Origin of the sequence: Kitasatospora sp. NPDC094019, from assembly GCF_044764505.1 — a bacterium.
GTDB lineage: Bacteria > Actinomycetota > Actinomycetes > Streptomycetales > Streptomycetaceae > Kitasatospora.
Map to the genome: position 1 here is coordinate 269,937 of NZ_JBIWIF010000009.1, position 12,458 is coordinate 282,394.

Consider the following 12,458-nt stretch of genomic DNA (forward strand, 5'->3'; position numbering starts at 1 on the left):
AGGTCGTGCGTGTCCTGCCCGCCGACGGTACGACGCCGGTCCGATGACGCCTGACGGCGGCTGTCGACCTCCGGCCGGCCATGGACCTGGTCGCGCGTCCCGCCGCCGGAACGCACGGACCAGCACCTCGCGGTCCCAGGACGTCAGCCGATCAGACCGAGCCGCGGTCCGCCCTGTTGGTGCAGGCGCCGGAGGAACGCGAGCACACCGGCGGATCCGCCGGCCCAGCCCGCGCTCGCTCCGGCCAGGTTCGCGTCCGGGAAGACCGGACGGGACCGGGTGCCGCCACTGCGGGTCAGGATGATCGCCGCGATGGTCCCTGCCGCTTCCCAGAACTCCTCGGAGCCGGTCGCCAGCGCCACGTCCACCATCAGGTCGCCGACGCCCGAAAGCCCGCAGCACTGCGTGACCAGCGGCATCCGCGGCGCCAGCACGACGCAGGTGCGCGCGGCGCGCTCGGCCAGGACGAGGTGCTCCGGCTCGTCCAGGCGGTCGGCGCTCCGGACCAGTACCGCCCCGATTCCCGCCAGTCCCCGGCACCAGGAGCCGTAGCGTCGCGTCGCGGCGGGCGCGGTCGCCATCGCGACGATGTCCGGTGTGACGGCCGCCGGACGCGCGCACGCCAGCCGGGCCCTGCCGGTCGCCTCGGGATCCCCGCTCGCAGCGGCGTACTCCGCCAGGAAGTACGCGACACCCGCCGTGCCGTGGGCCATGCCGTCGCGCAGCGCGGCGTCACCGGCCCGCTCGATGTCCGCGGGCGTCAGCCGGGCCCGGCCGTCGGCGAGCATCCGGTCGCACTCGGCGGCGACGGCGAGGTGGCTGTCGGCCAGGCCGGGGTTGCCCGCTTCGCGCGCCCGACGTGCGAGCAGCAGGCGGCCGACGCCGAGGCCGGCGACGCCCTCGATCATGTCCGCTTCCGGGGGGCCGCCGTCCGGGCCCCGGGTGGGCAGCGTGGCATCGTCCCCCGGCTCATCGGCGCGCGGCGCTTGCGCCCTGCCGACCGAGTCTGCTTCCGCCGTCTGCGCCTCCGCCTCCGCCTCCGCGAGGAACAGCTCGACGCCGGTTCGGCCCGTGTAGAAGCCGGCGGACGGGCTCCGGGGCTGCTGCGCCGTCCACTGCGCCAACGCGTCCACGGCTTCGCGCACGGCGGGCCGGTCCGTGTGGCGCAGCAGTTCCAGCCCGAGCCCCGAGCTGCCGGCGTAGACGTCGACCGGTGTCGGGACGGCCGCACGGGCGGCGAGCGCGGGATCGACGATCCTGTGTGCCTCGTCGACGCAGAACGCCGTCGTGTGCTCGACGATCTCCGCGAGCAGTCCGGCGTCGAGCCGCAGGCGTCGCGGACCCCCGGACGTCCTGCGCGTCTCCCCGGAGGCTGGGGAGGCTGGGGAGGCTGGGGCGGTGCGGGCTTCGGGCGCTTCGGGGGTCTCGGTCCTCAGGGCGCGGAGGCGTTCGGCGCCGACCCTGCGCAGAGCGGGGTCGAGACTCGTCAACTCCTCCATCGCCGCCCGGAACCACCGGTGTTGATCATCGGGGAGCAGCCATGCCAGGCCCTCCAGGGTGCGCTCCCGGTTGACCCCGGCGTCCGCATCGACGATCACCGGGTCCAGGCCGGTGGCGGCGAAGTACAGGGTCGCCCCCAGGGCGTAGTAGTCGTCGGCGGCCTCGGCGGGTTCGCCCACCCGCCGAACCGGCGCGCTGTAACCAGGAGTTGAGCCGTCCGGACCGGCGCCGTGCAGCTCGCCGATCCCGAAGTCGATCAACCGGCACCGGCCGGCGGTGTCGAGCACGACGTTGTCGGGCTTCAGATCGCGGACGACCACACCCCGTTGGTGGACGTCGTCGAGGACGGACAGCAGCCCGAGGGCCAACTCGCGCAGCGGAGGCCGGGCGCCCCCGTCGCCCGGGTGCGGTCCCGGGTCCCCGTAGGGTCCCTCGTCCCGGACGTCCCGTCGCAGGTTCCGATCGCCGCAGTCGGTCAGCACCAGGTACTCGTCGGCCTCGTGCCCGAAGTAGTCCAGTGCGCGCGGCACTCCGGTGACGCCGTCGAGCGCGGCGAGGACGGTGCGTTCGTGGCGCAGCCGGTCACGGGTGTCGGCACCCGATTCGTCCTCGGCCACGAAGGCCCGGGCCTGCTTGACCACGACCGACGCCCCGGTGACCCGGTCGAGGGCCCGGTAGACATTGCCCTCGGGCTTGCGCACGATGCCGCCGGTGACCCGGTAGCGTCCACCGCCCATCCCGGGCGTGGGTGCCGACGGCTCGCCACCGGCCCCGGCCGCGCTCGCGTTCCGCTGCCGGTCGGCGAAGGGGTCCTCGGCCCACGGGGGGCACCGGTAGGAACCGCCGGCGAGTCCGTCGAAGGCCCTGCCGTCCGGTCCGACCATGACCGACTCCAGCCGTCCGCCGCGGCCGGTGCGGTAGGTGCCCGTGAAGGGCCCGTAACGGTAGTAGACCGGGGCCCGCGGGTCGACCCGCCGGTCGCTGACGACCTGCGGGCCCTCCCGGCCGTCCAGGACGGAGACGAGTTCCTCGGCGAGTTCGACCACGATGCCCGTCACCGGGTAGACGGTGATCGCCTTGCCGACCACACCCGCGCTCGCGGTGCCGGAGTTGATCTCACGCAGGATCTGCGGGCTCCGGGCGAACTTCGCGTGGCAGACGAACCGCTCCAGCACCGGAAGGACGAGATCGGTCACGGCCTCGAGTCCGTCGGGGCGGGCGGAGATGTGAAGCTTCCAGCCGTGGTCCATCGCAGGCATTCGCGGATCGTTCAGATACGACCACTTGTCGTCCGACCACCCGCTTCGGCCGGCGATGGACCAGAGCACCCCTTAGTCCCCGCAGGCGAAGCGGGTGGTGGCGGTCACCCAGGGGTCGGCAAGGCAGGCGGTGGCGCCGTGGTCGCTGCGGTCGTCGTCCTCGAACACGATGGCCTCGTCGTCGACCAGCAGCGGGCCGGCGTTGCGGAATTCGTCGACCTTGGGGAGTTCCATCATGGCAACGGGCATGTGATGCCTCCAAGTCCTGTCATGCGTGGGTGGGGGCGCGGGTCGCGACCGCTGTGGACCGACGGCCTGTTGGGCTGTGGTCCTGATCCACGAAGGTAGGGAGGAAGGGTGTTTCTGACAAGAGGTCAGAGGCTGCCAACTGCACAGCTTTTTCACAGATATGGAGGCTTCGCCATCTTTGAACAGTTTGGTCGGCGGGGCTGCCGTGACGGGTGTGGAGAGTGATCGCGCCGGTCGTGGACGGGACTCCGCGGTCCTGACCGTCCGATGGGCCGGGCCGGGGCGGTATCGCCGACTCCTCCGCCCCGGCGGCCCGGTGCCGCCTACGAATCGGTTCATGGTGGAGTCCGGGCCGGGGCGTGGGCGAGCCACGGGTGCTCGCCTCGGCCCGTCGGCACCGGTAGCGCGGTCTCCGGGCATTCCGGCGAGGTGGGGGTACTTCTCGCCGAGCCCCGGCGCTGGCCCGGTCCCCGGTCCTCGGTCTCCGGTCAGCGTCGGCCGGTGGCCAGGATGACGAGGAACTGGCCGCCGCCCGCTTCGATGTCGGCGGTCACCGGCAGCTCCGGCAGCAGCCGGGAGAACCGGTCCACCAGCCAGTCCGCCGCCTCCTGGGCGTCCTGCCTGGTCGGACAGCGGCCCACCATCTCGCGGCCGCCCTTGCGTTCCAGCCTCGCGGCAACGGCGACCAGCGGCGCGGGCTCGGCCACGTACAGGCGCTCCGGCCAGGCGATGACCACCTTGACCGCGCCCTTGCGGCTGTTGCACCCGCGGTGCGCGAGCCGCTCGGCCACCTTCGCCTTCCGGTCGGCGGTCCGGCTGTCGACGCTCGGCCCCCGCGGGTCGTTCACCGACTTGTCGGGGTCGACCGGCTCGTCGCACACCCAGCAGCGCCAGTCGTCACGCTCGGCCACATCATCAAGAAGACTCATTCGAGCAAACCTAGCCTGCCCAGCGGTCACCCCGCGCACCAAGGCCCCGGCAGGGGAGTCGCCGCTGACCTTCACGACCCGGCGGGGAGCCGCAGGAGAACGGCCTCCTCGGGATCTCGCGGGCCGCACCGGGCCCCGGAGCCGCCGCACCCGCAGCGCCGGGACCGGCTCGACCCGGAGCCCCCCCAGTCGTACCGGAGAAAGACCCGCATCCGACCCTCCGGAGCGAGCTCTAGTACCAGTTCGAGTATCCGTACTGCGAGTTGTTGTTGAAGTGGAACGAGGCCCGGGCCTGGATGTCCTTGTCGTTGACCATCCGGGTGTAGACCGTGCCGGTGCCGTAGTTCATGACGGTGTACGAGGCGCCCTGGTTGTTCTCGACCTGGATGATGGCCGGGACGCGGCCGCCGCCGATCGCCCGTGCCCAAGCGGCCCGGCAGGTCGGGCTGTAGCGCAGCTCCGCGTCGCCGTCGGGTGCCGTGTAGGCCACGGTCCTCGCGTCGTTCTGGCAGATGGTGCTGGCCGGGTCCAGGCCCGTGCAACTGCTGGCGTAGCAGGAGGTGGCCGCCGAGGCGGAACCCGAAGCGAACAGTAGACCGGACGCGGCGAGGGCCAGGGTGGAGACGGCGGACAGGCTGGTCCGCAGGGAAGGCTTCACGGTGGTCTCCCGAGGGGTGAGGGGTGGTGGCAGTACGCCCTGGTGGCGTCTCCCGGCCACACCTTGGCACTCTCCCCTCCGTCCCTGGTCGTCCCGGGTGATCCCGGGTGATCCCGGGACGGGGATGCCCGGACGCCGCGGCCGGAGGGGGCGCGGAGCTCCGGGGTCCACCCCCCGGGGGGGCGGGTCGGAGGGTGGTGGCGATCCTGCGGTGCGGGGATCGTCCGGCGAATCGGTCCGAAGCCTTGACACGGCCCGGCGGCACTTCGAGACTCTCCATCACCCCGATTGTTTACGTAAACATCGGCGACGGACGCGCTGACGTCGACGGTCGGGGTCCCCCCACCCACGATGTGCTCGCGACCGAGCCCCCACCGCGCCCGAAGCCGGGCGCGACCGTCGGCGCGGCCACCGGCGCGCGGTCACCCGCCCCGGTCGGACGCGTCGCCGGGCCGCGGTCGGCCGCGGGCGCGTCGGCGAACGAAGGACGACTCGAAATGCTGCGTTTGAGAACGGCCGTCGGCGGCGCGGTCCTGGCCCTGTGCGTCTCCGCGTTCCAGGGCGTCGGACCGGCCCAGGCCGCCACCGTGACGGTCACCAACGGGACCCGATTCGTGGACACCGCGGGCGATCCGCTGCACGCCCACGGCGGCGGTGTGATCAAGGTCGGCCGGTACTACTACTGGTTCGGCGAGAACCGCAACGCCGACAACTCGTTCCGCTACGTCTCCGCCTACCGCTCGACGGACCTGAAGTCCTGGGAGTTCCGCCGGCACGTGCTCACCCAGCAGACCGACCCGGAGCTCGCCGGAGCCAACATCGAGCGCCCCAAGGTGATGTACAACGCCGCCACCGGACAGTTCGTCATGTGGATGCACAAGGAGGGCAGCGCCACCGACTACAGCGAGGCGCGGGCGGCCGTCGCGGTGTCCGACACGGTCGACGGCGACTACTCCTGGCGGGGCAGCTTCCGTCCGCTCGGATCGATGTCCCGGGACATCACCACCTTCGTCGACGACGACGGCACCGGGTACATGGTCTCCGCCGCAAACGAGAACCGCGACCTGCACGTCTACCGGCTGACGGCCGACTACACCGGTGTCGAGGCCCAGGTGCAGAGCCTGTGGAACGGCGAGTCCCGCGAAGCACCGGCGCTGTTCAAGCGCAACGGCGTGTACTTCCTGCTGACGTCCGGCGCGACCGGCTGGGCCCCCAACCAGCAGAAGTACGCGACCGCCACCAGCATCACCGGCTCCTGGAGCGGACTGCGGGACGCGGGGGACGGCGTCACCTACGCCAGCCAGACGGCGTTCGTCCTGCCGGTCGCCGGCAGCAACGAGACCGGCTACCTCTACCTGGGCGACCGCTGGGGCAACGCGACGGGCGGCACGGTCAACGACTCGCAGTACGTCTGGCTCCCGCTCGCCTTCCCCACCGACACCACGCTGACCCTGGGGTACTCGCCGCAGATCACGGTGAACGCGGCCACCGGGCGGCTCGCGCCGCTGCGGGCGACCTGGGAGCAACTGGTGGGCCGGCAGAGCGGCCGGTGCGTCGACGTGGGCGGCTACTCCTTCGCCGAGGCCGCCGGGCTGCTCCAGTGGTCCTGCGGCAACGGCGCCAACCAGAACTTCGCCCTCAAGGGCCTGGGCGCCGGCTACGTGCAGGTGATGGCCCGGCACAGCGGCAAGTGTCTGGACGTCGAGGGCGCGTCGGCCGCCGACGGGGCCCTCGCCGTGCAGAACAGCTGCAACGGGGCCCCGTCCCAGCAGTGGCGGGTCCAGCAGGTCGGTGACGGCTCCGGGAACGTGCGGCTGATCGCCCGGCACAGCGGCAAGTGCCTGGACGTGGTCAACCAGGCCACCACCGACGGTGCCGCGCTCGAACAGTGGACCTGCAACAGCGGCGCCAACCAGCAGTTCGGGCGCCGGACCGTCTCGGTCTGACCCGGTGCGGCCCGGCCCGGCCCGGTGCGGCCCGGCCGCACCCCCCACGCACCCCTCGACGGCACGCCCTTCCCCCACCCGAGGGGCGTGCCGTCCGTCTGCCTGCCCCCGCCCAAAGGAGGACCCGATGGCCCCCCGCACCACGAACACCCGGCTCCGCGCGGCCCGCACCTGTCTCGCCGTCACGGTCGCGGCGGCCGGAACCGGACTGCTCGCGTCCCCGCAGCCGGCCGCCGCCGCCGAACCGGCGTCCCACCTCACCGTCCGGCTCGATCCGGCCTACCAGCAGCAGCCCTTCCAGGGCTGGGGCACCTCGTTGGGCTGGTTCGCCAACGTCACCGGGGGCTGGCCCGACGTCGTGCGCGACCGGCTGGCCGACGACCTCTTCGGTGCCGACGGCCTGGGTCTCACCGTCGCCCGGTACAACATCGGCGGGGGAGACAGCCCCGGGACGGTGCCGTACATGCGGCCCGGGGCGGCCGTCCCCGGGTACTGGAACCGTCCCGCCGCGAACGGACCGCAGGCCGCCGGTCCGACCGGTCCGACCGGTCCGACCGGCGGGGCCGCAGCCGCGGACTGGTGGGACCCGGCCGACCCGGACCACTGGAACGCGGACGCCGACGCCTCCCAACGCTGGTGGCTCACCGCCGCGAAGAACCGCGGCGCGGACACCTTCGAGGCGTACTCCAACTCCGCCCCGTACTTCATGACCGACAGCGGCCTGGTCTCCGGCGCGGTCGACAGTCTGAAGGACAACCTCCGCTCCGACCAGTTCGACCGCTTCGCCGCCTACCTGGCCGGCTCGCTCGCACGGGTCCAGCAGTCCACCGGCGTCACCTTCGCCTCCGTCTCACCGGTCAACGAGCCGAGCACGGGGTACTGGCGCGCCGGCGGGCCCCAGGAGGGCTCGCACTGGGACCATGCCTCCCAGGCGCGCATGATCGGCAGTCTGCGCGGCGCGCTGGACGCGGCGGGCCTGGCCACCCCGGTGGCGGCGATGGACGAGACCGACCCGGCGATGTTCCGCGACGACTGGAACTCCTACCCGGACGGGACGCGCGCGGCGATCGGCAAGCTCAACGTCCACACCTACGACACCCGGGGGCGCGCCGCGGCCCGGGACATCGCCAAGGGCTCGGGCAAGCCGCTGTGGATGTCGGAGGTCGACCTCGGCGGCAGCGGACCGCAGAGCTTCACCGACATGGCGCCCGCCCTCGACCTCTCCGGCCGGATCACGGACGACCTCACCGGGCTCGAACCCCGGGCCTGGGTGCTGTGGCAGGCCGTCGAGGACTACGAGAACATGACGCCGGCCCACGAGAACTCCAACTGGGGCCTGATCCAGGTCGACCTCACGCCCGAGGACCCGGCGGCGGAGCCGGTCCGCAAGAACCGGAAGTACTGGGCGATGGCGAACTACACCAGGTTCGTCCGGCCGGGCGCCCGGGTCATCGCCACCGACTCCGCCGACACCCTGGCGGCCCTGCGACCGGGCGGCGCGGGCACGGTGGTCGTCCACACCAACACCACCGGCTCCGCGCGGACCCTCACCCTCGACCTGGCCGGCTACCGGACGCCGGGCGCGGGCACCGCCGTCCAGCGCTACACCACCGACACCACCAGGAACGTGCAGCGCGAGGCCGACCTGACCGTCACGGCCGCGGGCACCGTGACCGCGGTGGTCGGCCCCGGGTCGGTCACCACCTTCGTCCTGCCCGGCGCGGTCGGCGTGAACGCCGCGACGGCCGCGACCCCGACCGGCGACGACCGGCAACTGGTGAACGGGAACAGCGGCCTGGCCCTGGCGGCCGGCCCCTCCGCGCAGGGCGGCCCCGTCCAGCGCGTCCCGGACCCGGCCGACCCCGGGCAACGGTGGAACATCACCCGGGTCGGCGGCGGCTGGGACAGCACGGCGACCTACCGGATCAGCAACGCGGCCACCGGCAGGGCCCTCGCGGTGACCTCCGGGAGCCTGGGCTTCGCGGAACCCGGCAACGCCGCCGCCCAGTTGTGGATGCGCTCCACCACCGGTGACGGGCGCGGCACCTTCGTGAACAAGGCCGGCGGGCTCCTGCTCGACGTCGGCGGAGCGGCCGACTGGGACGGCGCGCCGGTCGGTGTCTGGCCGGCCACCGCCGGGAGCAACCAGTCCTGGGCCGTCCGCGACGCGGCCGCGGACGTGTGGCGGCCGGTGACGGTCCGGCGCAGCGGCCTGTGCGTCGAGGTGGCCGGTGGCACGGACGCCGCCGGCGCCGCGGTTCTCCAGTCGGACTGCTCCGGTTCCCCGGCCCAGCAGTGGTCGCTGCGGGAGAGCGGCCCCGGTCAGGTGTCCGTGGTGGTGCGCCACAGCGGGCAGTGCCTGGACGTGGCGGGCGGGTCCACGGCGGACGGAGCCCCGGTGGTCCAGTACGGCTGCGGCGGGGCGCGGAACCAGGAGTGGTCGGTCCGTCCCACCGGCGGCGGCTGGTCGGCCCTGGTGGCGCGGCACAGCGGCAAGTGCCTGGCCGTCGTGGCGAACGCGGCGCGGCCCGGTGCGGCGCTGGTGCAGGAGCCCTGCGGCTCGTCCGCCGGTCAGCGCTTCAGGATCGGCTGACCCCCGGTGGCCGGGCGCCCCCGCCGCCCGGAGGGAAGTGCTGCACGTCGTCGTGAGTGATCGGCGCCGGATTCTCCTTCCGGAGGATGGCACGGCGAAGAGCGCCCACTGACGACGAGCGGGCGGGCCATCCCGAGGGTGGCCCGCCCGCAGCATGAGGTGGTCGAGGACAGCACGTTGCCGCTCGCCCGATCGTCGCGAGCCGTCAGAGGAGCGTGTAGACGTCGGGGTCCACAGGCGGCTCGCCATCGACACCCTGTCCGGTGGGCGGGTTCTCGGTGGCGTTCTTGGTGGGTGCCGGAGGGAACGGTGGTGGCACGTCCGCCTTGGGCTGACCGGTAGACGACGCCTTGAAGTTCCGGAGGGCGCGGTCCAGGCCGGCAACTTCCCTCGAAACGACGAGGCTTGGTGTTTTCAGTACCTCGGAGACCAGCTTGATGTTCTCGTCGACGCATCCATCGGTGGGCTTGTCGGGGATCTTCCACTTGTCATCGGCCGGGTAGAACTCAGAGTTGGCGCCGGAGTCCACGAGCGCGATGGGGCCGATCTTGAGTTGTTGGCCGCCGTCGTGCTCAAGGACGACATCGACCACGCCCAGCCACGGCGACTTGCCGAAGGGGATGGTCGGCACTCCCACCGTGAGCATGAGGCGGTCGTGCTTGTTGGCAGTCACCTCGTAGCTGATCGCCTTCGTGAGCGTGAAGGGCTTCGCCGGAGGTACTGGCTGCTGATCATCGGGGATCTTGAACTGGTAGTTCACCGAGACGGCCAGCGGCCCGCCGACAGCAGCGCACGATCTCAGGTACTGGAGGCGGTGGAACGTGATGCTGGCCTTCGTGATCAACGAGGTGCCGTTCGCGATGTTCCCCAGCGTGATGTCGATGTGGGGGCCGCGGAGATCCACCTTCGTTCGCGCCGCATTCTGAACGGAAGCGTCGTACTCCTCGCCGTTGATGCCACCTTCGATGTAGGCCGAGACCTGCGACGCCACGAGATTGGACTTCAGCTCCGGGCCGCTCCGAGCCAGGTCGTTCGAGGTCTTCGATTCCCGCTCGATCCGGAGGACGACGAAGCCCACTGTCACCGCGGCAGCCAGGCCCAGGGCGATCCCGGTCCTGACGAACCGGTCGTGCTTCGCACGGCGTTCGACTTCCTCAGGTGACTCCAGAACGATGTCACCGCTCTGTGTGATGTTCTGTGTGGCGTTGCCGTAGGCGTTGTTGGCCTGGGAGCCCGGCTTGTCGGGGCTGCCCACTACTGGGTCCGGGGCTTGTGGCCGAACACGATGTCGCCGGCCTGGGTGATGTTCTGTGTGGCGTTGCCGTAGGCGTTGTTGGTCTGGACGAAGGACTGCTGCACTGCGGGGAGGGCGGTGCGGACCTCCTCGACCAGGGAGCGGAGTTCGGCCTCCAGATCCGGGTTCTCCTCCAGGAGCTCGGCCAGCTTCTCCGTCCAGCGGTTCTGGAGGGACGCCCGGACGCGCTCCTGCTGCGGTTCGGCCGCCTGGTCGAGTTCCAGCGGGATGCGATCGAGCTGCACTGAAACGCGCTGCTCGTCCCGGTCATCGCCTCGGCTGAACAGTCGGGCGACCCTGCCCTTGGTGCCCTGCCAGATGTCCGTCGCTGCCGCGCTGACGACTGCGGTTCCGCCCGCCGCTGCCAGCTCCATCAGTGCGTCCGTCAACACCGTTGATCTCCGAGTCCGTTGAGGGATCCGCGGGCGCCTCCGGCCCGCCAAGGCAAACAACGTAGTGCATAGTCAGATCACGGAGGACCGGAAGCTCGAAGCCGACCCGGCGGTATGCGCGGGGGCGGCTGATCCGAGTGGAAGGGCGAGGCTCTGGGATCGGCCTTCGCGCGCGCCGTCGTGTCGCCGGTGGACCGCTCGCGGTGCGACGGGGAGTGCCTCGCTCTGGACCTGGCCATGCTGGTCGGGAGCGCCGCTGGTGAAAGGCCGGGTCCACACTCCACGTAAACCCTGGAGACGGACCATGGACCCGTTCGAGCTCCCCGAGGACCTCTCTGCGCTGGCCGATGACGCGCTCGGCGCGCTCCTCGATCCGGCGCTGCCGCTGGCCGGCCACGGGGGCAAGGATTGGGGAACGCCGACATCCGCGTGGCCGTGACCGAGCAACTGCAGCGGGCCCTCGGCGCCTACGCCGTGCCGCACGTCCCGGTGCCCGGCGACGGGCACGCCGCACGCCGTCGAGGTGGCGGCCGAGGCAATCACTGCCGCCTGGATGGTTGCCGCGTGAACACGATCACGATCGTGGGCAAGAAGGTTCCCCGCCCGGGCCTGGGTACGATGCGCCTGACCGGCCCCGGCCCCTGGGGGCGCCGGGTGGACCCTCCCGGAGTCGGTGCCCGTCGAAGCAGACCTGATGTTCCGTCATCGTCATTCATTGATTTGAAGATTGGCCGAAAAACAGGGGGTGGCTGTGTGTCCGATCTGCCCTGCCTACCGCCGCACCCGGTTCGCGAACGAGCATGGACGGTCAGTGGTGGGCCTGTTGCTGTTCGGGTGCCCGCCCAGGACGCGCTGTCGTTGCGTCGGAAGAGGAAATCATGATCACGGGACCGGAAGCGACCATCGTTGCGAAGGCAGGCGGGGCGCTGGTGCAGGGCCTCAGGGAGGAAGTCAGAAGTGCGCCCCAGTGGCCCTCGCTCCACGAAGGGCTCCTGGAGCTGTTCGCCATCATCAACGCCTGGTGTGATGCGGCCGACGGGACGGAACGGCTGATCCAGAAGAAGCTGAGTGGTGAGAGCGAGCGGCACCGCTTGGGGTTCTTCGTCGGGGACCGTGTCGGGCTGGGCGGTAGCAACATCGGTAGCCTCGATTTCACGGCACAGATCGACCAGCGGCTGAGTCCGAAGGCACCGCTCCACAAGCGGCTGGTGCCTGAGCAGCGGCGGCAGGCAGCCCGACGAACACTCCGCAACCTGATGTCCGTCTACTGCCCCGACTTGCTCGGCAGCTTCGGGGAAGCCACGGACCAACGGCGTGACTGGATCGACTCCAATCGTGCGGCGTTGAGGAAGGCACTCTCCGCGCCGGACATCGACCACGACGCTCTACGGCAGTGGGCGGCGGAAGCCGGGGTGACGCGGCAGCAGCTGGTCAGTGTCCGCGAGGACCTCGCGGACCTGATCCGGGAGAAGTTTCCGATGGGATGAGTCGCGGTCATGCAGCGGGGAGGCGGGAGGTGCTCTCCCGCCTTCGGATCGGGCTTTCGCCGGGCCGGAGCGAATCCACGTGGCCTGGGCGTCCAGGGTGTCCACTTCCGTGCCGTTCCCGAGCGTGTTCCCATCGGAACCCGGAGCGGGC

10 protein-coding genes are annotated in these 12,458 nt (G+C 71.7%); 4 read left to right on the forward strand and 6 right to left on the reverse strand.

Annotated elements, in window-relative coordinates:
• Positions 1-143: 143 nt before the first annotated feature.
• The 4 genes from lanL to ACIQ9P_RS22185 all read right to left on the reverse strand — a co-directional run bounded on the left by lanL (position 144) and on the right by ACIQ9P_RS22185 (position 4,595).
• On the reverse strand, positions 144-2,828 hold the full coding sequence (lanL, locus tag ACIQ9P_RS22170; protein ID WP_402358620.1) for a class IV lanthionine synthetase LanL: 2,685 nt from the start codon (positions 2,826-2,828) through the stop codon (positions 144-146).
• A gap of 3 nt (positions 2,829-2,831) precedes the next feature.
• Positions 2,832-3,008, reverse strand: coding sequence for an SflA family class IV lanthipeptide (locus ACIQ9P_RS22175; protein WP_402358623.1), 177 nt, complete (start codon positions 3,006-3,008; stop codon positions 2,832-2,834).
• Between the two features lie 488 nt (positions 3,009-3,496).
• On the reverse strand, positions 3,497-3,937 hold the full coding sequence (locus tag ACIQ9P_RS22180) for a hypothetical protein (RefSeq protein WP_402358626.1): 441 nt from the start codon (positions 3,935-3,937) through the stop codon (positions 3,497-3,499).
• 232 nt (positions 3,938-4,169) lie between these two features.
• Positions 4,170-4,595, reverse strand: a complete 426-nt coding sequence (locus tag ACIQ9P_RS22185) for a DUF2690 domain-containing protein (RefSeq protein WP_402358629.1) — start codon at positions 4,593-4,595, stop codon at positions 4,170-4,172.
• Positions 4,596-5,092: 497 nt separating this feature from the next.
• On the opposite strand from ACIQ9P_RS22185, the gene ACIQ9P_RS22190 reads away from it, so the two are divergent.
• Together ACIQ9P_RS22190 and ACIQ9P_RS22195 are read left to right on the forward strand one after the other, a co-directional pair.
• Complete coding sequence (locus ACIQ9P_RS22190) at positions 5,093-6,541, forward strand: RICIN domain-containing protein (RefSeq protein ID WP_402358632.1); 1,449 nt, start codon at positions 5,093-5,095, stop codon at positions 6,539-6,541.
• A gap of 127 nt (positions 6,542-6,668) precedes the next feature.
• Positions 6,669-9,134 (forward strand): ricin-type beta-trefoil lectin domain protein, encoded by a 2,466-nt coding sequence (locus tag ACIQ9P_RS22195; RefSeq protein ID WP_402358635.1) that lies wholly within the window; start codon positions 6,669-6,671, stop codon positions 9,132-9,134.
• Positions 9,135-9,339: 205 nt separating this feature from the next.
• On the opposite strand, the gene ACIQ9P_RS22200 is transcribed toward ACIQ9P_RS22195, so the two are convergent.
• Positions 9,340-10,389, reverse strand: coding sequence for a hypothetical protein (locus tag ACIQ9P_RS22200; protein WP_402358638.1), 1,050 nt, complete (start codon positions 10,387-10,389; stop codon positions 9,340-9,342).
• Positions 10,389-10,802, reverse strand: a complete 414-nt coding sequence (locus ACIQ9P_RS22205; protein ID WP_402358641.1) for a hypothetical protein — start codon at positions 10,800-10,802, stop codon at positions 10,389-10,391. The genes ACIQ9P_RS22200 and ACIQ9P_RS22205 overlap by 1 nt, the downstream gene beginning before the upstream one ends.
• A 322-nt stretch (positions 10,803-11,124) precedes the next feature.
• On the opposite strand from ACIQ9P_RS22205, the gene ACIQ9P_RS22210 reads away from it, so the two are divergent.
• A complete protein-coding gene (locus ACIQ9P_RS22210) occupies positions 11,125-11,259 on the forward strand; it encodes a hypothetical protein (RefSeq protein WP_402358644.1) in 135 nt (44 codons plus the stop codon).
• A 439-nt stretch (positions 11,260-11,698) separates the two neighbouring features.
• Positions 11,699-12,307, forward strand: coding sequence for a hypothetical protein (locus tag ACIQ9P_RS22215; RefSeq protein ID WP_402358647.1), 609 nt, complete (start codon positions 11,699-11,701; stop codon positions 12,305-12,307).
• The last annotated feature ends 151 nt before the right edge of the window (positions 12,308-12,458 follow it).